The sequence below is a fragment of the Shewanella sp. KJ2020 genome, from assembly GCF_024197625.1.
Taxonomy (GTDB): domain Bacteria; phylum Pseudomonadota; class Gammaproteobacteria; order Enterobacterales; family Shewanellaceae; genus Shewanella.
This window is the reverse complement of the sequence record NZ_JAKUKD010000032.1, coordinates 228,691-253,231: the sequence shown is the minus strand read 5'-3', so window position 1 is coordinate 253,231 and position 24,541 is coordinate 228,691. Positions and strand designations below refer to the sequence as shown.

The 24,541-nt window shown below is 46.1% G+C and carries 19 protein-coding genes and 3 pseudogenes; 14 read left to right on the top strand and 8 right to left on the bottom strand.

The window, feature by feature from the left end:
* Window positions 1-103 precede the first annotated feature (103 nt).
* From MJO46_RS19065 to MJO46_RS19015, 11 genes are all read left to right on the top strand, one after another.
* Window positions 104-3,178, top strand: a complete 3,075-nt coding sequence (locus MJO46_RS19065; RefSeq protein WP_253990679.1) for an amidohydrolase family protein — start codon at window positions 104-106, stop codon at window positions 3,176-3,178.
* The gene (locus tag MJO46_RS19060) at window positions 3,178-4,488 is read left to right on the top strand and encodes an amidohydrolase family protein (protein WP_253990678.1); all 1,311 of its coding nucleotides are present in this window, start codon (window positions 3,178-3,180) and stop codon (window positions 4,486-4,488) included. The genes MJO46_RS19065 and MJO46_RS19060 overlap by 1 nt, the downstream gene beginning before the upstream one ends.
* Window positions 4,489-4,565: 77 nt before the next feature.
* Window positions 4,566-4,946, top strand: a complete 381-nt coding sequence (gene rcsF, locus MJO46_RS19055; protein WP_253990677.1) for an Rcs stress response system protein RcsF — start codon at window positions 4,566-4,568, stop codon at window positions 4,944-4,946.
* 116 nt (window positions 4,947-5,062) lie between these two features.
* Window positions 5,063-5,797, top strand: coding sequence for a tRNA (N6-threonylcarbamoyladenosine(37)-N6)-methyltransferase TrmO (tsaA, locus tag MJO46_RS19050; protein WP_253990676.1), 735 nt, complete (start codon window positions 5,063-5,065; stop codon window positions 5,795-5,797).
* Window positions 5,798-6,439 carry a DapH/DapD/GlmU-related protein gene (locus MJO46_RS19045; RefSeq protein ID WP_253990675.1) on the top strand — a complete coding sequence of 214 codons (642 nt, stop codon included), beginning with the start codon at window positions 5,798-5,800 and terminating at the stop codon, window positions 6,437-6,439.
* A gap of 248 nt (window positions 6,440-6,687) precedes the next feature.
* Window positions 6,688-8,403 (top strand): proline--tRNA ligase, encoded by a 1,716-nt coding sequence (locus MJO46_RS19040; RefSeq protein ID WP_253990674.1) that lies wholly within the window; start codon window positions 6,688-6,690, stop codon window positions 8,401-8,403.
* Between the two features lie 271 nt (window positions 8,404-8,674).
* Window positions 8,675-9,799 (top strand): patatin-like phospholipase family protein, encoded by a 1,125-nt coding sequence (locus MJO46_RS19035; RefSeq protein ID WP_253990673.1) that lies wholly within the window; start codon window positions 8,675-8,677, stop codon window positions 9,797-9,799.
* A 282-nt stretch (window positions 9,800-10,081) separates the two neighbouring features.
* Entirely contained in the window at window positions 10,082-10,333 is a 252-nt protein-coding gene (locus tag MJO46_RS19030; RefSeq protein ID WP_253990672.1) for a hypothetical protein, read from the top strand.
* Window positions 10,334-10,481: 148 nt separating this feature from the next.
* Entirely contained in the window at window positions 10,482-11,192 is a 711-nt protein-coding gene (locus MJO46_RS19025) for a YjbF family lipoprotein (RefSeq protein WP_253990671.1), read from the top strand.
* A gap of 10 nt (window positions 11,193-11,202) precedes the next feature.
* Window positions 11,203-11,988: a capsule biosynthesis GfcC family protein gene (locus MJO46_RS19020; protein ID WP_253990670.1), complete on the top strand. Its 786-nt coding sequence runs from the start codon at window positions 11,203-11,205 to the stop codon at window positions 11,986-11,988.
* A complete protein-coding gene (locus MJO46_RS19015; RefSeq protein ID WP_253990669.1) occupies window positions 11,988-14,357 on the top strand; it encodes a YjbH domain-containing protein in 2,370 nt (789 codons plus the stop codon). Before MJO46_RS19020 ends, MJO46_RS19015 begins: the two co-directional genes overlap by 1 nt.
* 118 nt (window positions 14,358-14,475) lie before the next feature.
* Here the strand turns inward: MJO46_RS19015 and MJO46_RS19010 are convergent, their stop codons facing one another.
* The 4 genes and pseudogenes from MJO46_RS19010 to MJO46_RS18995 form a co-directional block, all read right to left on the bottom strand.
* Window positions 14,476-15,570 carry an NADH:flavin oxidoreductase/NADH oxidase gene (locus tag MJO46_RS19010; protein WP_253990668.1) on the bottom strand — a complete coding sequence of 365 codons (1,095 nt, stop codon included), beginning with the start codon at window positions 15,568-15,570 and terminating at the stop codon, window positions 14,476-14,478.
* 33 nt (window positions 15,571-15,603) lie between these two features.
* On the bottom strand, window positions 15,604-16,143 hold the full coding sequence (gene rfbC, locus MJO46_RS19005; protein ID WP_253990667.1) for a dTDP-4-dehydrorhamnose 3,5-epimerase: 540 nt from the start codon (window positions 16,141-16,143) through the stop codon (window positions 15,604-15,606).
* Window positions 16,130-16,671, bottom strand: a pseudogene (locus MJO46_RS19000) (sugar nucleotidyltransferase). Before MJO46_RS19000 ends, rfbC begins: the two are co-directional and overlap by 14 nt.
* 336 nt (window positions 16,672-17,007) lie before the next feature.
* Window positions 17,008-18,369 (bottom strand): sensor histidine kinase, encoded by a 1,362-nt coding sequence (locus MJO46_RS18995; RefSeq protein WP_253990666.1) that lies wholly within the window; start codon window positions 18,367-18,369, stop codon window positions 17,008-17,010.
* Between the two features lie 417 nt (window positions 18,370-18,786).
* Here MJO46_RS18995 and MJO46_RS18990 point away from each other — a divergent pair, with 417 nt between their 5' ends.
* Both MJO46_RS18990 and MJO46_RS18985 read left to right on the top strand, forming a co-directional pair.
* Window positions 18,787-19,227, top strand: a complete 441-nt coding sequence (locus MJO46_RS18990) for a copper resistance protein NlpE (protein ID WP_253990665.1) — start codon at window positions 18,787-18,789, stop codon at window positions 19,225-19,227.
* Between the two features lie 8 nt (window positions 19,228-19,235).
* Window positions 19,236-19,868 carry a HutD family protein gene (locus MJO46_RS18985; RefSeq protein WP_253990664.1) on the top strand — a complete coding sequence of 211 codons (633 nt, stop codon included), beginning with the start codon at window positions 19,236-19,238 and terminating at the stop codon, window positions 19,866-19,868.
* Between the two features lie 296 nt (window positions 19,869-20,164).
* Here MJO46_RS18985 and MJO46_RS20040 read toward each other — a convergent pair whose 3' ends face one another.
* The gene (locus tag MJO46_RS20040) at window positions 20,165-20,386 is read right to left on the bottom strand and encodes a GIY-YIG nuclease family protein (protein ID WP_367880943.1); all 222 of its coding nucleotides are present in this window, start codon (window positions 20,384-20,386) and stop codon (window positions 20,165-20,167) included.
* Between the two features lie 27 nt (window positions 20,387-20,413).
* Window positions 20,414-20,677 (bottom strand): annotated as a pseudogene (locus MJO46_RS20035) (NAD-dependent epimerase/dehydratase family protein); the annotation flags it as partial.
* Window positions 20,678-20,701: 24 nt separating this feature from the next.
* On the opposite strand from MJO46_RS20035, the pseudogene MJO46_RS18975 reads away from it, so the two are divergent.
* Window positions 20,702-21,705: pseudogene (locus MJO46_RS18975) on the top strand (transposase).
* 159 nt (window positions 21,706-21,864) lie between these two features.
* Here the strand turns inward: MJO46_RS18975 and MJO46_RS18970 are convergent.
* Both MJO46_RS18970 and MJO46_RS18965 read right to left on the bottom strand, forming a co-directional pair.
* A complete protein-coding gene (locus MJO46_RS18970; protein ID WP_253990755.1) occupies window positions 21,865-23,274 on the bottom strand; it encodes an ammonia-forming cytochrome c nitrite reductase subunit c552 in 1,410 nt (469 codons plus the stop codon).
* Entirely contained in the window at window positions 23,258-24,469 is a 1,212-nt protein-coding gene (locus tag MJO46_RS18965; RefSeq protein WP_253990663.1) for an NnrS family protein, read from the bottom strand. The genes MJO46_RS18970 and MJO46_RS18965 overlap by 17 nt, the downstream gene beginning before the upstream one ends.
* Window positions 24,470-24,541 lie beyond the last annotated feature (72 nt).

Below are 24,541 nucleotides of genomic sequence, written 5' to 3'. Positions count from 1 at the left end.
TTCCGAATTACAGTCAATGCTAAAATTGCGTTACAATTCAGCCTTAGTATTTCCAGCGACTTTCAGTTACTCTTTATCCACCCTCCCCCATTAGAATAAAAACATGCAGATAAACAATAAGATAATAATAAGCTGCGGCATAATAACTAGCTTTGTTCCCCTCAGTATTTTTGCCCAAGGAAACCCAGTACAACCCGTTAGTAAGTTAACCGCCTTTACCCATGCCGAATTAATTGTCGCACCGGGGAAACGACTAACCGATGCCACTCTATTGGTTGAAAATAATAGAATTAAAGCCATTATTGAGCACGGAGATATACCCGCTTCAGCATTACAAATCGACCTCACGGGTTACACTATCTACCCAGGCTTTATCGACCCCTTCACTGATTATGGAATTGAGTTTGAATATCCCAAACTCGGCTTAACCCGTCCTGTATATGATATTAAACGTATAGGTGGCAATGCCGAAAATGGGGCAATTCATGCAGAAAAAGAATGGTTTAATTACGTTTATCCCAATAGAGAACGCGCAAAAGATTGGATCAATAACGGCTTTACCAGTGTGCAAAGTAGTAAGCTCGATGGCATTTTTCGCGGCACAGGTGTGAGTTTATCCTTAGCCGATAAAACCGCTAATGAAGTGATTTATCGGGCGCGAACTCAAGCTTTTATGGCATTTGATAAAGGCACATCCGAACAGGATTACCCCAATTCATTAATGGGAAGTATTGCACTGATCAGACAAACCTTTGCCGATGCCAACTGGTATAACCAAAATAAGCATAAATCCGCCAATAGCACAATAAACACCCCGTTTGAGTTTAATATCGCCTTTGAAAAATTAGATCATTTGGCCGAGAAGCCAATTGTGTTTGAAACGAAAAATCTCAATGATTTATTACGCGCGGCTCACCTACTCAAAGAACATCAACAGCCCGCCAATCTTTTAGGAAGCGGTCAAGAATACGCTCGCATTAACGAGCTAAAAGCCTTGAACTATCCCTTGATCCTACCGCTCAACTACCCACAAGCTCCAGACGTCGGTACCGATGATGCTGATCGTGATGTATCACTGGCAGACTTAAGACAATGGGAGCGTGCGCCAACAAATCCTGCCGCAGTCGCCAAAGCCGCAATTCCCTTTGCCTTAACTCAATACGGCATTAAGAGCGATGCTTTTTGGCCACGTTTACGCCAAGCCGTTGCCCAAGGGTTAACCGAAGAACAAGCCTTAGCGGCACTTACCATTCAAGCCGCCGAAATGGCGGGGACGGCGGATTTTACCGGCAAACTCGCCCCAGGCTATATGGCTGATTTTGTGGTCACTAAGGGGAATATCTTTAAAGATGGCCAGATCTATAGCGTTTGGTTACAGGGCCAAGAGCAGAGTATTCGCTCACTTTCGCAAGCTAAATTACTGGGTGATTACCAATTAAGTTTCAATAACCTCACGCTGGATTTATCGCTGCAAGATATCAGCAAAGACGATAAACCTAAGTTTCAGGGTAACTTGAGTAGCGGTGAACAAAGTATCTCGCTCACCAACCTCACACTAGAGGATGACGGTAGAGTCAGTTTTAATGCCAATCTTACCGCCGCCGGTATCCAAGGCATCAGCCGTTTTACCCTATGGCTGGCTAAGGATGGTGTTCAGGGGCGAATGATCGATGCCCAAAGCCGCAGCACCCATGTTGCCGGTGTGGCCATCACAGCAAACGATGGGCAAATAAAACCGCAAGACTCCAAAATAACGGCAAACACGGCTCTAGTGAGTCAACTCACCTACCCTAATGTTGCCTATGGTCTGAACGAAGCCCCAAAAGCCGAGAAACTCCATATTAAAAATGCCACCCTGTGGACTTCTGATAAACAGGGTATCTTGGAACATGCGGATCTGTTAATGGCCAATGGCCGCATCGAGAAAATTGGTCAACAACTCAGTACGCCTTCAGGTTATCAAGTGCTCGATGCAACGGGCAAACACCTAACTGCGGGCATTATCGATGAACATTCCCATATCGCCATCAATGGTGGCACGAATGAAGGCACTGATGCCGTCACCTCTGAGGTGCGTATTGGGGATGTGCTCAATCCCGAAGACATTTCAATCTACCGCGCCTTAGCGGGCGGAGTCACCAGCGCACAATTACTCCACGGCAGCGCGAATCCTATCGGTGGCCAATCGCAACTGATCAAGATGAAATGGGGAGAAAGCGCCGAGCAACTTAAATTTGCTAACGCGCCGACGAGTATCAAATTTGCCCTTGGTGAAAACGTAAAACAGAGCAACTGGGGCGAGAAGTTTGTGCAGCGCTACCCGCAGACTCGCATGGGGGTTAAAGCCTTATTTGCTGAAACCTTCGACGCCGCCATCGCCTATGAACATGCACTTAAGGCCTATGATGAGCTACGCAGCAGTGAGAAAAAGAAAACCATCGCACCGCGCCCAAGCTATCGCCTGCAGGCCGTCGCCGAGGTATTAAATCAACAGCGCGATGTGCATATCCACTCCTATGTGCAGTCAGAGATCTTAATGTTCCTGCGTTTAGCCGAAGCCTATCGCTTTAAAGTGCAAACCTTTACCCATGTGCTCGAAGGTTACAAAGTCGCCAGCGAGCTCGCCGCCCATGGTGCCGGCGCATCGACCTTTGCCGATTGGTGGGCCTATAAGTTTGAGGTATATGACGCTATTCCGCAAAACGCTTGCCTGATGCAAAACAAAGGCGTGACCACCAGCATTAACTCAGACGACTACGAAATGCAGCGTAGGCTCAACCAAGAAGCGGCTAAGTCTATGATGTATTGCAATATGTCAAAGGAAGATGCTTGGAATATGGTGACTATCAACCCAGCGAAGCAGTTAAGAGTCGATGAATACGTGGGCTCACTCACTCCTGGAAAAATGGCCGATATCGTGCTTTGGAACGCCGAGCCGCTATCGATTTACGCCAAAGTGACCCAGGCTTGGGTCGAAGGCAAACGCTATTTCGATCGAGACCAAGACCAACTTGCCCAAAAAGCCATAGTCAACGAGCGCGCCAAACTTATCCAAAAAATTCTCAGCAGTGATGATAACGCCAAGGCGGGTGAGAAAGTCACGCCACTTAACGAGCCACAATGGCACTGCGATACTCACTATCAGGCATGGGGCCACACTCATCAGGGAGCCAAATAATGCAACTTTTACCGACAACGCTCTTGTTTGCGGCATTACTGGGAGCCATCTCCACAGCGAGCGCCAACGATATAGTGCCAGCACCAAAGCAAAGCCACACTGTGCTGATTAAAAACGCCACAGTCCACACTGTTAGCCAAGGTGTGCTCAATAATACCGATGTGTTAATTGAGAATGGCAAAATTGCCGCTGTGGGGAGCCCAGTTAATACACCCGCCGCCGGGGGAACTGACATACATATCGTCGATGCGAGCGGTAAACATTTATATCCGGGGCTCATTGCCCTCGATACTAGCTTAGGTTTAGTCGAAATTGAGATGAGCCGTCCTACCGTCGATAACGCCGAGGTCGGTGATTTTAATCCACAAATTAGCACAGCAAGCGCCTATAATCCGGATTCAGAACTTATCCCCACCATACGCTATAACGGAATTACCCACGCCCAAATCGTCCCCAGCGGCGAGGGGTTAGCGGGGCAATCGGTGCTGGTCAATCTCGATGCGTGGACGATCGAGGACGCCCTACAACCAAGCGAAGGCCAATTCCATGTCTACTGGCCGCAAATCAAGCGCATGCCTGAGGATGAAAAAGAGAAAGCCAAGGCAATCGAGAAAAATCAACAGGCTATCGATAAACTCAACGCCGCCTTTGAGGATGGCTACCGTTACTTTTTAAGTGATCAACATAAAAGCGAGGATGAAGGCAATCAGTCCAGCAGTAAAAATCTGCGTTGGCAGACCATGTTGCCATTGTACCAAGGTAAAGCGACCCTATTCGCCCATGCCGATACGGTTGGACAAATTGAGCAAGTGATTGCCCTAGCGAAAAAATACCAATTCAAACTGGTAATTGTCGGCGGCTATGACGCATGGCGCTTGGCCTCAAGCCTGAGGGAAGTCAATGCCAGCGTTATTTATCCCCATACATTGAGCCTGCCTAAACGTAAAGATGAACCCGTGGATTTGCCCTTTAAGATCCCAGCATTGCTCGCCAATGCGGGTATCCCCTTTGCCCTGGGTTTCTCATCGGATTGGAATAGCCGCAACCTTCCCTATGCCGCAGGTTACAGCGCCGCCTATGGTTTAACACCGGAGCAAGCACTCAAATCTGTCACCTTAGATGCGGCAACCCTGTTAGGGGTGGAGGATTTAGGGGCGATAGCGGTGGGATACCAAGGCAGTGTCGTGCTGTCCGAGGGGGACATTCTCGACCCTATGACCAATAAGATTGTGGCTATCTGGATTGAAGGCCGGCAGATAGATCTGAATAATCGCCATCAGCAGCTTTATCAAAAGTACCTTAAGCGGTAGAATTTGCTCAGATAATAATATCGCATCGGCGCAGTCTTTAAGGCTGCGCAGTTTTCCCCTCAAACTCAGGTCAAACCATGAAGATGATCCTCTCAAGTGCATTAGTGCTACTGCTCAGTGCCTGTGCCAGCGACTATAGTTTTAACAGTAATTTGAACGGTGAGGCAATCGATGACTATTTCAAGGCCTCCGATGTTACCCTCTATGAAGGTGATACCCTGCCTAAAGGGCACTACGAATTAAAGGGGTTAGTTCAAGGCGAATCTTGCCAAGCCGATGTGAATGCCGTACCCGCGTCACTCGCGGATGCCAGAACTGAAGCTCGCCGCTCCGCCGCGGATAAAGGCGCCAACGGCATTATCATTAAGCAATGTGTGATGTTTGAAGAAGCGGCCCAAGGTTGTATCAGTCGCGCCCTATGCGTCGGCCAGGCCATCAAAACGGCTACCCCAGAGTAAGCTTCACGCATAGCAAGCGTACTGCTGCCGATTCGATGATCTGAGATTGCCCATATCAACCGCTTAACAATGAGCTTATGCGGTTGTTATATTTAGCCTTTTAGGTAATTTTTTGCATGACATTTACCAACCAAATTATCGCAGTGGCAACATGCCGCACTCCCTATAAACAAAAGTTTGGCATACCAAGGCAACCCGGACTGGTTGAAGCCCGTGGCTATGTCGAACTCGAACCCCATGTGAATCATATCGATGCGGTGCGTGGTATCGAGCAATATTCCCATCTCTGGTTACTATTTTGCTTCCATGAGAATCTTGCCCAAGGTTGGAAAACCACAGTGAGGCCACCCAGATTAGGCGGCAATGAAAAACTCGGCGTATTTGCCACTCGATCCACGTTTAGGCCCAATGGCATTGGTCAGTCGGTCGTTAAACTCCACGGCGTAGTGCAGCGTAAGGGCAAAGTTTGCCTTGAGATTTCCGGTATGGATCTCCTCGATGGCACACCGATTATCGATATTAAGCCCTACATTCCCTTCTCGGATTCCATTGCCGATGCAATAGGCGGTATCGCCCAGGAAGCGCCCCATTTAATTTCGGTGGTATTTTCTACCCATGCCAGCACCCAAATTGAACATTATGCCGAGCAGGAAAACTACACAGATTTAGCCCTGCTCATTCGCGGCGTACTCGGTCAAGATCCTCGGCCTGCCTACAAAAAAGCCAAAGATGACCCAAAGCTTTATCAAGTCGCTCTCTATGATTTAGATGTGTTTTGGCAGATGGCGGTCGATGATAATGAGCAAGAATACATCTTAGTATTAGAACTCAAACCGGGGAAATGTGGCTAAATGTCTGCGCCAACGCCTAGATCAGAGCAGGTATCTTTGCCTGACTATCAAAGCCAACATAAAAAGCGTCTATCTTGGATGCCTTGGCTGTATTTTTCTTTAAAAGAGAAACATTTAGTCTGGGCAAAACCCTGGCAGGATGAAATCCAAGCCACACTTTGTGCCCTCGAAACAGTGCAAATAGGCGAGCAGTGTTTTATCGCCCCCGAAGCCCAGCTATTTGCCGAACCCAATCGGGATATTCGCATCGGCAACCGCTGCTTGATCGCCGCCGACTGTTTTTTGCATGGCCCGATTACGATGGGGGATGAAGTGGCGATTAATCATGGTTGCTCCTTTGATGGCGGTAGAGTGGGTATCAAGATAGGTAATCAAACTCGCATCGCTAATAATGTGACTATCTATGCCTTTAACCATGGCATGGCGCCAGATACACCGATATATCAACAAGCTGCCAACTCCAAAGGCATTGTTATAGGCAAAGATGTGTGGATTGGCGCCCAGGCTGGCATAGTCGATGGTGTCACCATTGGCGATCACGCCGTGGTCGGCATGGGCTGCATAGTCACAAAAGACGTACCCGACTGGGCCATAGTCGCCGGTAGTCCTGCACGGGTGATTGGTGATCGGCGAGATAAGTAAGCAAGAAACGAAAATCTAGATATCAGCAGTGACGAAGTCACGCTCTAGCAGCGTAGCGCTCTTCCTTCCGTTATCCGTTATCCGTTATCCGTTATCCGTTATCCGTTATCCGTTATCCGTTATCCGTTATCCACATTAAAAAATGCCATTTATATCCCAGCTAACTGAATTTAACCTAAATCCCTAGGTGACATCATCGAAGCAGGTGATAAAATGGCGCCCATTCAACTCAAATTTGGACATCGGTAATGCGCGTTAGCAAATACCTACTTTCTACTCAAAAAGAAACACCTGCGAATGCAGAAGTCATCAGCCATCAATTAATGCTACGTGCTGGTATGATCCGCCGTAATGCGTCGGGCCTCTATAGCTACCTGCCCACGGGCTTGCGTGTACTGCGTAAAGTCGAAGCTATTGTTCGTGAAGAAATGAACAAAGCAGGCGCGATTGAAATATTAATGCCTATGGTACAACCGGCTGATTTGTGGGTAGAAACGGGTCGTTGGGATAAATTTGGTCCAGAATTGCTACGCTTTAAGGATCGCCATAACCGTGACTTCGTACTGGGCCCAACCCATGAAGAAGTGATCACCGATCTCATTCGCAAAGAAGTCAGCTCATATAAGCAACTACCGCTGAACCTTTACCAAATTCAAACCAAATTCCGCGATGAAGTGCGCCCCCGTTTTGGCGTAATGCGTTCACGTGAATTCTTGATGAAAGACGCCTACTCTTTCCACCTCGACGTGGATACCATGAATGCCACCTATGAGGCTATGTATCAAGCCTATAGCAACATTCTGTCGCGCATGGGCTTAGCCTTCCGCCCCGTATTAGCTGACACAGGTTCTATCGGTGGCAGCATGTCACACGAGTTCCATGTACTGGCACAAAGCGGTGAAGATTTAATTGCTTACTCGACCGGCAGTGATTATGCGGCCAATATCGAGAAAGCCGAATCACCTATGCCAACCGAGGCTCGCGGCACCGCCACTGAAGAGTTGCGTTTAGTCGATACCCCCAATGCTAAAACGATTGCCGAATTAGTTGAGCAGTTTGGTTTAGATATCACCAAAACCGTTAAAACCTTAATTGTTAAAGGTGCAACCGAAGCCGCTCCGCTAGTGGCATTAATTGTTCGTGGCGACCATGAACTGAACGAAATCAAGGCTGATAAGTTAGATTTAGTGGCATCACCCTTAGAATTTGCACCAGAAGCCCTTATTCGTGACGCCATTGGCGCAGGTCCTGGCTCACTCGGTCCTGTCGGCTTAACTATGCCAATTATTATCGATCACAGCGTTAGCGTGATGAGCGATTTTGCCGCCGGTGCTAACGTCGATGATAAACATTACTTTGGCATCAACTGGGAGCGGGATCTGCCGACAGCACAAGCTGCCGATATCCGTAACGTGGTTGAAGGCGAGCCAACACCCGATGGTTTAGGCACTTATGCTATGGCCCGAGGTATCGAAGTCGGCCATATCTTCCAACTCGGTACTAACTATTCTAAATCGATGAATGCAACTGTACTTGACGAAAACGGCAAGTCACAGGTGCTACTGATGGGTTGTTACGGTGTTGGCGTGAGCCGTATCGTGGCGGCAGCCATCGAGCAAAACTTCGATGATCGCGGCATCATTTGGCCAGAAGCTATTGCGCCTTTCAGTGTAGGCATTCTGCCAATGAATATGCACAAGTCACACCGCGTAACCGATATCGCCGAGCAGTTGTACAAGGACTTAACCGCAGCGGGTATCGACGTATTACTGGATGATCGTAAAGAGCGCCCAGGCGTGATGTTCGCCGATATGGAACTGATTGGACTCCCACACACTGTGGTGATTGGCGATCGTAATATCGATGCCGGCGTATATGAATACAAAAACCGCCGCACCGGTGAAAAGCAAGATATTCCATTTGATCAGCTGGTCGATTTCCTTAAAAGCCAGATTAAAGCCTAAGCTTTAGCTCTAGTCGAATAAACAAATTAAACGCACTTAGGTTGTACTTAAGTGCGTTTTTTTATGCACTTGTCACACAAATAGCCTTTCCATCATCAAGGTAAAAATGGATTGATGAAACGATTGAGCCAATGTCCTCAACTTCTTTGGCACTCTTGCCCTGAACCCAATATCGACTTTCCCCTAAAAACAAATCCACTGCTCAGACTTGCTTTTTAAGCACAGTCATTGCTTTAATAAAATCATTAAAACAATAAATTGAGTCTTGAGATTGCCAACATCAACTGCATTAGTCTTAGGTGGAGGTGGTGCCAGGGCCGCCTATCAAGTCGGCGTGTTAAAAGCACTGGTCCAGCTATATCCCCGCAATCACGGCATCCCCTTTAAAATCATCTGTGGTACTTCTGCTGGCGCGATAAATGGCACATCGATTGCGACCCACGCCTCTTGCTTTCACCTTGGCGTAAAAAAACTCGAATGGGTATGGCGGCATTTTGAAACCCGAAAAGTGTATCGTGCCTCCATTGCGGGGGTGTTAAGTCATTTAGCTAAAATGGCACTCAAGGGGATGCAGGATGATAAGGTCAATACCGATGCGGGCAGCTTGCTGGATAACGACCCACTGCGAACTCTACTGAATGAGCTTATCGACTTTAAACGCATCGATCGCAATATCCGCAGCGGAGCCCTCACAGCACTCAGTGTGGATGCCTCCTGTTATAACAACTCCCGCTCAGTCACCTTTTTTCAAGCCTCAAGGGACATAGAAAATTGGACCAGAGCGAGGCGTAGCGGCGAACGCATGATGCTCAACACAGAGCATTTACTCGCCAGCTCCGCGATTCCTATGGTGTTCCCATCAATTAAACTTAACCAAGCCTATTATGGCGATGGTTCGGTCCACCAGCTTGCACCGCTGTCGAGCCCCATTCACTTAGGAGCCAGTCGGCTACTAGTCATCAATTTGGATAGCCCCCACAAACATTACCCGATGGAACTAGAATATCATCCGAAAACAGCCACGATTGCGGGTCATCTACTCGACACTATCTTTTCAGACACCTTAAATAGCGATCTTGAACGGTTGCAACGTATTAATCACACCCTGAGTCTTATCCCTGAAGAGAGTCGAACTCAACTGACCTTGCAACCCATAAAGACCTTAGTGATCAAACCAAGCGAAGATTTAAGCAAAATAGCGGCACGTTTTTACGACGATATGCCCTGGGCCATTAAAACCTTACTGGGTTTTATTGGTATAGATAGGCAATCGGACTCGAGTATCGTGTCCTACTTACTATTCGAGAAATCCTATACCAGTGCGTTAATCGATTTAGGTTATAAGGATGCCATGGAACAACTCAGCGAAATAAAAACCTTCTTCAACTTAACTTAATCGTGCATGCATCCATGTTTAGTTAACTAGCCTAAGGAATGGTTTTGAATTGCTAAGGCGAAAATGGTATAAGATCAAGGTGTCCATCTTGGGCATAAATACTTAGCTGGAATGGTTAAACTCATTCTAAACTAAGGAATATTCTATAGCAGCTAAACAGCAAATCAGTCTAAAGTCTGAATACACAGATAGATTTGGCATTGATCATTTAAGTTGAATCACCTATCATGCTGTACTAGATTAGCTAAAAATTAGGTTAATTTTTTCTAAAAGGGAATCACGATGAAAAAATCTTCATTAGCACTTATTGCTGCTATTTCAATGTTAGGTTCAGTGGCTGCTCAAGCAGTTGATGGCGCTGGTACAACTACTGGTGGTACAACTCTTGGCGGTTCAACTGGTGTTATTGTTGGTGGTAGTATTGCTGCTGGTGCAGCTTTGACTGGCGTATTAGTTGCTGCAAACAGCTCTGATGGTAACCCAGTCACCAACACTGGTACTGGTACTGGTACTACTACTGGTACTGGTAACTAATCAGTTAAAACATTTTCTAAACAACCGCCTATTGGCGGTTGTTTTTTTTAAGCCCATTGAGAGAAAATCAAGCTCTGGTTATCGCTTGAAATCAGTCTCACATCTCTTTACATTTGACATTTATTACTATTGAGAATAAGCAATTCGGATGCGTATAAATAAAAAACTATTGCCGCTAGTCGCCCTCTCGGCCGTATTAGTGGGCATTTCTGGCTGTAGCCAACGAATTAGCGCCTTAAACGATACGATAAAGCTCGCTTTTATTGGGGATGACGACGTAAAACTCACCACAGAACAAGTAAAAGCCAATCCTTACGCCAGCATTTATGCCAAGCTTGACGACACACCTAGGGCATTTATCGCTTTAGCCTTTGCCGAACCCCAAATTACTCTATCTTCAGTAAGACCAACCCCAGATACACTCGAGCTTAAATGGTTGTCGGCGGATAAAGGGATGTTAGTGACAAGAAATGGTCGTTTAGTGAAAACCCATAACCTACTCGCGGGCAACTTAGTCGCAATAGCAAGCACACAACCCGACCCGATTCTATTAGGGCTGCATTTAAGTAGCACACCTAAAACGTGGACGCGCACCCTTGACTGGCAACCGGATTATCACTTTGGCTATACCGCGAGTTCACAGTTTAATTTTATTGCCGAAGAAAATATTCTTATCAATGATACGCCAACACAGGCGCTGCACTTCAGCGAAGTGGTTTCAATAGCCGCGCTTGATATCCACTATCAAAATGAATTTTGGATAAAACCGAATAATGGCCAAGTGATTAAGAGTCGCCAAAAGATAGCGCCTAATCTGCCCTTTATCGATATCACCTTACTTAAGCCATTCGCCTCTTAGTGGAGCCATTATGAGATCCTATTTCCCCCCTCTGGCACTGCTCGCTAGCACGTTCTTTTTATCGACAGTTCAAGCAGAAACTCAGCTATTTGTCGCGACCTCTTCGAGTAAAGAAGCCCAAGTACAAATCACCTATCCCAGCGCAATTCGCATCGGACAAGCGCTGCAGGACGGCTTAGCACAGCTGCCTCTCTATAATAAAACGACTCAAAATGAGATAGTGCCGATCTACTGGTTAGGTGCAGCCCTGCTCGATATTCAAAATACCGCAGCCCTAGAAACTAAGCGTCAGCAAGTGCTTAGTCAATTAGCTGAAATGGGACAAAAAGCAGATAACAGCGGCTATATTGCAAAACTGGCACAATTAGCGCAATTTTTGCGCCAAATGAAACTTGGCCAACGCGTTATCCAGCCTTTAGATGTGGATCTTGTCCGGATCACTGATGCCTATAATTCACTCCTCGATGGTCGTTTTTTACTGGTGTTGCCCCCCCGCCCAACCACAGTGACAGTCGTTGGCGCTGTCGCTCAAACAGGTGATATGGCATGGCAAAGCCAGATGGACAGCCAAGAATATCTTAAGCAAGCGGGCTTATTGGATAATGCCGAGACGAGTTTCGTCTGGGTAATTCAACCCGATGGCAAAGCGATTAAACAACCTATCGCCTATTGGAATCATCAAGTTCAGGATATTGCTCCTGGTGCAACACTTTTTGTTGAGTTTTCAAGCCTTTTTGATGGCCACTCTGATCTAAATGCAAACATAATTGAATTACTCAGGAATCGGGCTCTGTAATGAAAAAGTCTTCCCCTACCATCCATCGCTTAGGCCGTTTATCCGCACTGTCACTGGCGCTCTTACCGCTATTCAATGCGGCCGCCGATGAATTTTCATCCCCTCAACTGTTACCATCACAATCTGACTTTGGTGGTGTGGGTCTAATGCAAATGCCCACGGGACGTATGGCCCCCGAGGGTGAGTTTAATTTTGCAACTAGCTATAACGATGAATATCAACACTTTAGTGCATCGGTACAGTTATTCCCCTGGTTTGAAACCACAGTGCGATACACCCAAGTGCAAGATCTGTTATACAGCGATGATCCTAGTTTCAGTGGCAACACTAAATACACAGATAAAGGTATCGACTTTAAAATTCGTCTACTTGAAGAAACCAATTGGCTACCCGAAACCTCCATAGGTGTACGCGACTTTGGTGGCACAGGATTATTCGATGGCGAATTTATTGCCGCGACAAAAAGAGTCGGCCCATTAGATTTTACCTTAGGCATAGGTTGGGGCTATATAGGTAATAGCGGCAATCTCACCCAGGATAAAAAAGATCTCAACTATAACTGCGACAGGGACACTTCCTTTGGTGGCAAAGGTGGCACGGTCGATTACCAGCGCTGGTTTAAGGGCTGCGCGGCACTCTTTGGTGGCGTTGAATACCAAACCCCCTGGGACCCACTACGGTTAAAAGTGGAATACGACGGCAACGACTATCAATCCGACTTCCCTCTCGTCCAAGGCGGTATTCCAATGCCACAGGACAGCAAAGTTAACTATGGTATGTTATACCGCTTTGGTGATTGGGGGGATTTGCACTTAAGCTATGAGCGCGGTAATACTTGGACCTTAGGCTTTAGTCTGCAAACCAATTTTAATACCTTGTCGCAAATTAAACGCGACCCTGCGGCGGCTAAGTATCAGCCTCTGCCTGCAGCGCCTTTAACACAAGTCTCAACCGAACCAGAGCCTATTAGCGCTACGCCTTCTTCGGCCAGTGCAGTGACGAGCACGAAAGTAGAACCCACAGCTGAAATTGCCACTGAAGTTACTACGGAAGTTGTCACTGCAGAGGTCTCAATACAGCCTCAAATCGTCGCAAACACAGTAGATTGGACAAAAGTGGCGCAGCAACTGGGAGAGATTGCAGGTTACTACAATGCCAAAATTTATCTCGATACCGACAGTATTACCGTAATTGGTGAGCAGACGCGATTTAGAGATAGAAATGAAGCCCATCATAGGGCCGCGACTATCATAGCAAACAATACCGATATCACTCGCATTAAAGAATATCGTTTAATCGAAACCCACTATAACCAGCCGATGACCGAAACACGCATCGATGCACAAAAATTTGCCAGCGTCGCAAGCTATGGTTATCTCAATGCCAAAATGACGGATGTGAGCGAAGTGAGTGTCCCAAGCTTGCCGCAAGGGCAACTGATGACCAGCACAGATAAAGATTGGTTAGATAACTTAGGTTTTGATATCTCTCCGACTATGGTGCAATCCTTTGGCGGCTCCGAAGGCTTCTACATGTTTAATATTGGGGTAACAGGCACAGCAAGTTATCGATTTACCGATAATTTTGAGTTTGCGGGCTCAATTTACCTTAACCTCTACGATAACTACGATAAGTTTCTCTATGACGTGCCACCCGACAGTAATGATTTAAAACGCGTTCGCACCTTGATCCGCCAATATGTTCATGACAATCCAATGCGAATCAATAACCTGCAAATGACTTGGATGGATAATCTTAGCGAAAATATCTCCTACCAAGCCTATGGTGGATATTTAGAAATGATGTATGGCGGTGTGGGAACTGAGTTTATGTATCGCCCACTCAATAGCCAATGGGCCTTCGGATTTGATGTTAACTATGCAAAACAACGTGATCCCGATAGTATGCTTGGCTTCTTCGAAGATGAGCATCAATTTGATCCGATCACTGGACGAGCATATCGCGTACAAACGGGTGTTGTTACGGGACATGTAACAGCCTATTACCAACCCGAGTGGTTCCCAACTACCTTGTTAAAGGTGAGCGCTGGCCAATATCTCGCCGAAGATAAAGGTGTGACTGTCGATTTCTCGAAACAGTTTGATAGCGGTGTGATTGTCGGTGCATTTGCGACTAAGACTGACCTGTCGGCGGAAGAATATGGCGAAGGCAGCTTTACTAAGGGCTTCTATATTTCGGTGCCATTCGATCTGATGACCATCAAGTCGACCCACAGCCGCGCCTTCCTATCATGGATGCCGCTGACCCGCGACGGTGGTCAAATGCTCGGCCGTAAGTACAACTTATTTGATGTCACTGACGCTCGCGCGCCCTGGTATACCAGACCGAGTGTTGAACCAGCAAAATAGCGAGTAACTAGCTAAAATGAAAAACGGGCAAGAATTATCTTGCCCGTTTTGTTTTTGCCCCTAACAGAGATTAAAAATCACAAACCCAATGCCAGCGATGAATAACAAGTTAAGCGCTCTACTCTATTGGTGATTTAATCCCATGGGGCGATGAGCGTAAATACTGTGGCGGCGCTTTGACCGTTGCACCTAATGTTGCCGCCGCATGCCAAGGCCAATGTGGGTCATAGAGCATAGTGCGAGCGAGCGCGATAGCATCAGCTTGCCCCTGTGCCAGAATCATTTCCGCTTTATTAGCATCCGTGATTAACCCCACGGCAATCACTGGCATATTGACCTCAGCTTTAATGGCATCGGCAAAAGGCACTTGAAAGTGTTCTGCCACAGGGATTTGCTGCACTGGACTTAACCCGCCGGTACTCACATGGATAAAATCACAGCCTCGGGCCTCTAATGCCTTTGCCAAGACTAGGCTTTGGGCTAAATCCCAACCGCCATCGACCCAATCGGTTGCCGAAATCCGCACACCGAGCACCATTTTAGGCGATATAACGGCCTTAATGGCATCAAACACGGCTAACAATAAGCGCAGGCGATTCTCTAAGCTACCACCATATTTATCGGTACGTTGGTTCGATAATGGTGATAAAAACTGATGCAGCAAATAACCATGGGCAGCATGAATTTCAATTCCATCAAGCCCTAATCGCTCGGCTCTTTGTGCAGAACTAACAAATGCCGCGATAAGCTCATCAATGTCATCGAATGTCATCGCCCGGGGTAACACGGCGTCTTGATAAAATGCCTGTGCTGAAGGGGCTATCGTTTGCCAACCATTAAGTTCATCGGGTGCAATAGTGCCGCCACCTTCCCAAGGTTTTCGAGTTGATGCTTTACGTCCCGCATGGGCAAGTTGTATCACCATCGGCATATTTGAATACTTGCGGATAGATTTGAGGGTTTTATCTAAGGCCGCTTCCGTTTTGTCATCCCACAGGCCTAAATCTGCATAGGAGATCCGGCCATTGGGCAAAACAGCAGTCGCCTCTAAAATGAGCATTCCTGCTCCCGATAACGCCATGCTGCCTAAATGAATCGTATGCCAATCGGTTGCTTGGCCATTTTCCGCCGAATACTGGCACATAGGCGCAATAATAATCCGGTTTGCTAACTCAAGTTGACCTAAGGTCAAAGGAGAAAATAATAAGCTCATTGTCATTCCTTCTAATACAAAGCCTGATTGGTTTTATGATGCGGCGCTGGCGTAGCTATCCCGCGTCGATAAAATCGGTGCATCTAGCAAGGGCCAATCGATGGCAAAGTCGGCATGGTCCCAAGCAAGCACATATTCATCCTGCGGCGAGTAATAATCGGTGCAACGGTAAATCACATCGGCATAATCACTCAGCACGTAAAAACCGTGGGCAAAACCAGGTGGGATCCACATCTGTAAGTGATTATCGGCCGATAATATTCGACCGACCCATTTCCCATAGGCCGATGAATTTTCACGAATATCCACGGCAACATCGAAAATACTTCCGGCACACACTCGCACAAGTTTTCCTTGGGGTTGCAGCAATTGATAATGTAATCCCCGTAGAACATTTTGCTGCGAGCGGCTGTGATTCTCCTGTACAAAAACAGCGGCAGGGAGCCCTCGATTGGCAAGGCAATCGTCAAAATAAGATTGCCTAAAGGTTTCCATAAAAAAGCCGCGTTCATCGCCAAATACCTGGGGCTCAAATAGCAGCACCTCTGCTAGCTCAGTTTCAATACACTTCATTAAATACCTGTTTATTAAGCAGTCCTAACAAATACTCACCATAACCACTTTTCAATAAAGGTTGCGCCAAGGTTTGTAGCTGTACAGCATCAATCCAGCCTAGATAAAATGCTGTTTCTTCAGGGCAATTGATTTTGAGCCCTTGGCGTTTTTCAATCGCGGCAATAAATTGTGTTGCCTCAGCCATAGCGTCGGGCGTCCCAGTATCAAGCCAGGCGGTTCCTCGACCCATAATCTCAACCTGTAGTTCACCTAAACTTAAATATAGGCTGATCACATCGACAATCTCTAACTCTCCCCGCGCCGAATCCCCCAACGGGTGCCATCCCCTAGCAGGACACTGAAAAGAGGTAAATCATGGGGAGTACAAATGATCAGTATCTCCCGAATGCCAGCCTGCATTAGGGTGACAAGGGGATAATAAATCATAGGTTTATCATAGATTGGCAGCAGTTGCTTACACACCACCTGCGTCATAGGATAGAGCCGAGAGCCTGTGCCTCCCGCCAGTAAAATGCCTTTTCTCATTGATATATCTAGGATTAGTGAATCAACTAAAGTGCAAAGATTGTAGCATACAAACGCAAGGAAAGCAGACCGGCCAAAGGCCTGCGAGGTTCTAGGCTCTAGGTTCTAGAAGTTGCGAAGCAACGCCCTAGATGACAGAACACTTCGTTTACGGTTGACAGATTACCGAACGCTCACAAGCTCACTCACCGTCAGGGCGAAGCCCGTTCTGTAAACCGTAAGTCACGCAGTGACGTTCCGTAGCCGCAAAGCGGCGTTCGTAGAAACTAGAGCGCTTCGCTGCTAGAGTCTATAGCCACACAGCGGTGTTCTAGAGCGAGCCTACGAGCGTCCTCTTTACCGCTCGGGGATCTGAATTTCGACTTTTACGCCTTGATTGGGAGAGGAAGTCAGCAAAATACTGCCATTTAATTTCTGCGTCACCAGATTATAAATAATCGACATACCAAGCCCAGTGCCGCCTTCCTTACGCGCGGTAGTAAAAAAGGGCTCAAACGCCTTCGCCTTAACCTCATCGGACATACCCACACCGTTATCCTGATACATCATTCGAATTTGTTCATTGAGCTTGTCAACCCGAATAGTGATTGCTTTATCTCCAGTAAAATCATCAGGAAAACCATGGCGAAAACTATTAGCCACTAAGTTAGTAAATATTTGCGCAATTGCACCGGGATAAGAGTCGATAAAAATATTGTCATCTAACTCAACGGTTAAGGTGATATTTTTCTTACGCATTAAAGGTCTTAACGAGCTAAAAATTTGGAATATATAGGTCTTTAGATTAAAGCGTTCACGCTCCAGAACGGACTGATCGGCCGCCGTACGTTTAAAGTTATGCACTAACTCAGCCGCCCGTGAAAGATTGCGTTCAATTAACCCTAAGCCATCTTGCATAGTATTGATAAAACTTAAAAACTTGTCTTCATCCAGTTCATTACGCTCAAAAAATCCCTTCAATAACGCCAGTTCATCTAAACAATGGGTTACCGACGTTACCGCTATCCCCAATGGTGTATTGACCTCATGGGCGACCCCAGCGACTAAGCTTCCCAGTGCCGCCATTTTTTCATTCTCGACGAGGTGGTTTTGGGTCGCACTCAGGTTAGCTAATGCCGCCTCTAATTCTTTTGTTCTATGCTCAACTTGGCTTTCAAGATCCGCATTGATGGCCTTTAATTGTTGTTGATAATCAAAAATTTCCTTCGCACTCATTGCACGCGCAAATAAATCGGCTAGCGCGGACGCAAATGCTTTTTCATCCCGAGTCCACTCACGGGGTGTGCCTCGATGTTCAGAGCAAATAATCCCAACCATCTTGCCACTGCGTCGTATTGGGCTATCGAGCATTGAGGTGATGTGATTTGGCTGCAAATACCCAGCCAAAAACTCATGGGTAGCAAGATCCGTTTGCGCGTTATTAGCAACGATAGTGCGTTCGTTATCTAGCAAGCTGAAATAATGAGGATATTGGCTGCGGGTTATGACTAATGGCTCCTGCACGCGCGCATTATCGAGCAGGAAAAAACACTGAATACTTTGGTGATCTTCACTCCACAGCCAGATCCCGGCGCGGGAAATATTAAGTCCCTTGCAGACGGATGACACAATCAACTGCGATGCCTGTGTTAAATCCCCTTGATCGATCACCTGGGACTTACTCACATCGAATAGAATTCTGTCTAACATGCGCGTCATAATGATATTGATCCACCTAAAGATTCTGTATTGTTTTTCGATAACGCCACAAGCGCACCTCTCAAGCGCTAAGAGATAGATTTTAGTATAGATTCAAACTAGGAAGTGACGAGGCCATGTTGACATTTCGAGATTAAATTTTGTTCTCGATTGCCAATTCATAAACACGAAACGAGGGGTGAAGTGCCATTATTCAACTCAAATGATGAGTCGCTAGAGTGAAAAATCAGAGCGAGAGCATGCAATCACTTCAACAATTTATCTTCACCAAGGGCAAGTTCCATCAGCTAAATAAACAATCAAGATGCAAATAACACATTGTTATAACATGATAATAAGAGAAATTTTGCTCAATACACCTTGCCGAGTATGATAACAACTGACATGCTAAATTTTACTCAACAAATGGGATCGAGTATGAACAAATCACTCTTAACAATCACCTTTTTAGCCCTGTTCACCACCGCCTGCTCAGAGCCCGCACAACCAAGTGCAAATACGGCGGCACAAACCGAGGCAACGGCCAGCATTCCCCTTGGCGATACCAGCCAAAATTCACTCGACTGGCCCGGTGAATATGAAGGCGTCGTTCCCTGTGCAAGCTGTGAGGGGATCCAAACCCATATCAGCCTGCGGGCAGATAACAGCTTCGAGCTAAAGACTGTTTATTTAGGCAAAGATGAGCGGATTTTCAAAGTAACAGGCACCGCAGTTTGGGATGCTCAAGGGCGCAACATCACCCTAGCGGATGGTAGCCAATATTTAGTCGGTGAAAACCAACTCATCATGCTAGACACTGAAGGCAAACGCATTACCGGTGAACTTGCCGAGCATTATGTATTGAAGAAGAAAGGTTGATAAAAAACATGCTACTTATCCGTTATCGGGAATGCCCATCAACACCATGGAAAAATGGCGGCGGCAGTACCAAACAGTTACTGATTTCCCCAAGCCATGCGGATTTATCTGATTTTGATTATCGGATAAGCATAGCCAGCGTTTCGAGCAGCGGCCCTTTCTCACAATTTATCGGCATCGATAGGCAACTATGCTTGCTCGAAGGCGAAGGACTAAAACTGCACATTCAAGGGGATAATCTCGATAGCGGCACCCTATTAACCCCCAATGATGCCCCGTTTAATTTTAAGGGTGAAACTCAAATTCAGAGCCAATTATTGGATGACTCAGTTCTCGATTTCAATGTTATGACCAAACGGGGCAAATACAGCTCCAATATCGAAAAAATCTGCATTAACGACACTTTTATCTTTGATTCAAGCGGAAACACACTCGACACAACACAGGAGCAAAACGTTTGCATGCCACTGCAATTACTCTTATGTTTAGAACCCGTTATATGGGACCAGAATGGTCATTTAACTGAGCTTGAACGCTACGATTTATTGCTCTGCCCCCCTGGCGAACCGCTCAATTTCAAAAGTGATAACCCAACCAAATGGCTCTGCATTAGCCTTAGTAGGGACAAAGGGACGTCCTAAAAATTGCAAAGTCACCTTCCTAGATAACAGAACGCGTAGTTCACAGTTGACTGAACGCTGCGCTGACGGAGGACGGATTACGGAAAAAGCCGAACGTTTTGCTCTTACGCTGTCATCCTAGCCACTCTTAGGCTGTCATCCTCCCCCTTTACACAGTCATCCTCGCCCTTTACACAGTCATCCTCGCGGACGACTGCATGGTTAATTTTGTTCCATACAAAATATGACATTTCCACCCTCCATGGTGGTCAGATGCAGGAGGTAGAATGCTTTAATGAGAAAGAGTGCAAGAGCAGTTATCGACGCGGGGATCTAGCTATTACCGTATACCATAAATCTTGCCACGTTGGATTTTGTGAATTAATCAGCTCAACGTTCCATTCACGACGCCATTTTTTCAGCTGTTTTTCTCTAGTGATAGCCTCATACATAGATTGATGAGACTCAAAGTACACTAACTGATCAACTTTATATTTATGGGTAAATCCATCAATAATGGCGTTTTTATGCTGCCATATCCGCTACTCTAGATGACTCGTTACGGCATAGACTGAACTAGAATATGCATAAACTAAATGTTTGACTTTGGTTTGATGACATCCCTCAAGAATTTTTAGGTGACCAACAAGGTTTGCATCCGCATAAACGTGAGGGTTTTCTATCGAATAACGCACACCTGCCTGTGCAGCAAGATGGATCACACGATCGAATTGCTCAGTTTCAAATAACTGAGCCATAGCCCCACGATTAGCTATATAAGCATTAATAAAAGTGAGAGTATAAAAAGATCTGTGTAAGTGGCATTCTATCCATGTATTTGAAAGGAAAAAAGAATGCCAGTATCAGACCAGCTTATCGATCAGTTATTAGCTGATTACAAATCCCCTCAAGACCTGCTTGGTGAGCAAGGTATCCTTAAGCAGTTGACTAAAAAGCTTGCTGAGCGTGCTTTTGAAGCCGAGATGGAGCAGCATCTTGGTTATGCCAAACATGATGCGGTCGGTAAAAATACTGGCAACTCCCTTAACAGTAAAAGCCGTAAATCAGTACGCACTATTCACGGCGACATTGAGCTTGAAACCCTGCGAGACCGAAATGGCAGCTTTGAGCCTAAGCTCATCAAGAAAGGCGAGAAACAGCTCGGCGGGTTTGATGAGCGCATCGTCTCGCTTTACGCCAGAGGCATGTCTACCCGTGATATCCAAGCCCACTTTGAAGAAACCTATGGTGTTGAAGTCTCGCCGACCTTTATCTCACAAGTAACTAATGCCGTACTTATTCGCTTTGGCTCATAAGCTATGGTCGGAGAATTTCGCGCTGTTCGTTAAAAACCGCGGTGTAGAAGATATCTTGATCGCCTGCGTTGATGGCCTTAAGGGCTTCCCGGATGCGATATAAGCGGTTTACCCTAAAACGCAGGTAGAGCTGTGCATCGTGCATCAAATCCGCAACAGCCTGCGCTTTGTCAGTTGGAAAGAGCGTAAAGCCGTTGCAGCAAGCCGAACTATCTCTGAAGCAATTTGCCGATACGTAGGATAAGCAGCAACCAAGTATCAGCAAATCTTGGCGCGAAAACTGGACAAGGCTTAGCGTTTTCTTCGACTATCCCCCGGAAATCCGCAAGGTGATTTACACCACCAACACCATCGAATCACTCAATGCCAGCCTACGTCAGGTGACCAAGACCAGGCGGTCGTTTCCGAGTGATGACGCGGTGCTGAAGTTGCTGTATCTGGCTTTACACCAGATTGCTAAAAAGTGGACAATGCCACTACGAGATTGGAAGCCTGCCATGAGGCAGTTTATGCTCATGTACAGCAACCGTGTGTCGTTATAATAAATAGCCTTTTATAGTCTCTAACTCTCATATTTTGAAGACGATGTGTCAGATCTAGTCTGAACTAATACATTAAAGGGCGTTTAGACAGCATGCTTAGACATTTAATTTTAGCCTGATGCTGAATTCCGAACGCCCTACTAGCAATACTAAATCTCACTAATAACCATATTGACTAACTGGTTGCCAGTGTTTCTTAACATCATTCTGAATAAACTTTTGTTTTTCTTTAATTAAATCAGTCTCAACTAACCCTATTGCTTGATGGGCCTTTTCCTTAGTACTGATATCTGGATAGCTAACTTGAGTAACGTTAAGTTGCTTCAATATTCCAGCGAGCAGATGACGTGCTTCGTTCGCTTGTTCAATGGCTTTATCTAAAAGCTGCTTACCTTCTTGTGGATTATGTGCATACAAACCATGTGAAGACATGGCAAAGTCCCAGCGCCACTGACTGTGTCGTATCGCCATAATGGGCTCATTCATATTCTCCCATTTAGCACCGGCATCCCATGCTGCTTTGGCTTCGTAATGAGCCTTGACGAGTAAAGCTTCCACTTCGCGGGCTTTTGTTTCAATAGTTAACTTATTCGCCGCGAGTTTAGTTTCGATTTTGGTTTTGCTGCTATGGCAGCCGCTGCAGCTACTATCAAAGTGCGGTAAGGCCTTATCAACTTTATGGCTCGTAAATTCAACACCTTTTGCATCCTGCTGGGTAGGCATATGGCAGGTAATGCAAGTGACACCGACTTCGGCATGTTTACTGCGACTCCAGTGTTCAAACTCAGGATGACGTGCTTTGAGTATGGGCGTTTTCGAAAGAGGATGGATCCATTCGAAGAAGCGGCGAGTGTCATAGTATTTTTCAATATCATCAGCGGTATTGCCAAATATCCAGGGAATGTTGACAACATTACTTTTTTCCGGACGGAAATAGTAAGTGACATGACATTGACCACAAACCTGCGCACCTTGCATATTAATATCTTGTTTATCGAATGGCAGATGAATTTTAGCCATCGCATCTTGCGCATGAGGGCGAGGTAAGGCTAATTTATGAGTGCCAGATTCATGGCAGTCACTGCAATACACTACGCTTTGGATCTCTTTGCCCAGATCGGTAAAGTTTTTAGCGGAGTATCCTTCAAATCCCAGTTGTTCAATCAATCTAGGGGCATCCGGTGTCTTGCAGGTCCAACAACTGGCGGATAACCCATTCTCTCCTGCTTTAGGTGGCGTACCCGTACGTAAAGTATGCGTCACATCGGCAACGGCAAAATGGTGTCCACGTGGGCTATGGTACTCTTTGGCATAGGAAGATCCTGCCCAGAGTATGATGCTGGCGGGATAATTGGCGAGCATATCCTCGCGTTCAACTTGTTCAGAGGTGGCTTGCCAAGATTGATATTGGTTAGGATATTTTTGTTGATGGCTAGTATCGGAAGCCGCTACAGATGTACATGTAGTGATGACGAACAAGCAAATCAATTTTAGCAATGTAACTGTTTTAAAATAAGTTTTCACTTTGTAACCTTTTGTCCTAACATCAATATTAACCTGGGCGCCCATCAATACGAGGGCGAGAGAGTATTGGCAAATAGTGCCATACAAACAGTGCAAATGCGATAAACCAGCAAGTGCCAGCCAACCATAACCATACTTGGGAGTGGGCCGGAAACCAGATGGGCATCAATGCCCTGAGCAGTGCCGCTAATGGTAGGCAGATAAATGCTAAGATCATTTTCGGGCCTTCATAAATATTTCGACTTGTGTGCCCGAGTGACACTCTGGAGATCATCGAAAGACACAGGGTAGCCATACAACCAATAGCAAATAGGTGAAGCAGGCTGCGATAGGCATATTCATTATCGAGATACCAACTCATGGCTAACAGGCTAAGTGGCAACATTAAATAGGCAAGATGCAAGGACCACAGCATAGGTTCCGTCAGTGTTTTATGGGGTAACCAGCGTACAAATCGGACTAGATGCAAGAGCCCTGTAATGAGTAGTAAGCCTCGCTCGACTTCCTGAGGTATAAGGTGGATGAGTGATTGAATGACGAGCAAGATCATCGTCAGGATCAGCGGGTATTCAACCCAAGTTAAGGGATCTGCTTTAGTGGCCTTAATGCGCATCGCGGTAAAGAATGGAATGACACGCCCACCGACTATGGTGATAAGTAAGGCTAACCACCATAACATGGCCTGCCAAATTTGATTGGCAAGGATGAAGTCGCGTTCAAATAAAGCGTAATAGCTGACATTGTTAATCACGAGTGCGGCAAACAACATAATCGGAAAACCAATATTGCGCCATTGCTTCACCTTATAAATGCAGCGACATAGGGTAAGGCTTGCCATACCAAGGAACAATGAATCAAATAATGCCGGCAAAATTAGTGGAACTTGAATAGGGAGTAACAGTAATAATCGTGCCAGCAACCAGCAACTAAAGGTCAACGCAAGTGGCCATCCCTTTAATGTGGGTTGATTTGTCCAATTTTGAACAGCAGTAAGTAAAAAACCACAGACAATTGCGATTGCAAAACCGAACAACATTTCATGTGGATGCCACCATAGGGGCAATACTTTACTCCAAAAAGATGAAGGAAAAAAACTATATTGAGGAGTAAACCAAGTTAGTAACCACAAAGGGATATATAACGCAGCTAATATTGCTCCCCCAAGAAAAAAAGGTCTAAAGCCTAGTCGCCATAACGCATGAGTTCGTTCGGTTTGTGTAGGATCATCAATATTTAGCATAGTTTTCAGCCTAGTTGCAGACGACAGATAAGACGCATTAATCATACGCCTTATATTGAGCTGTTATGACCT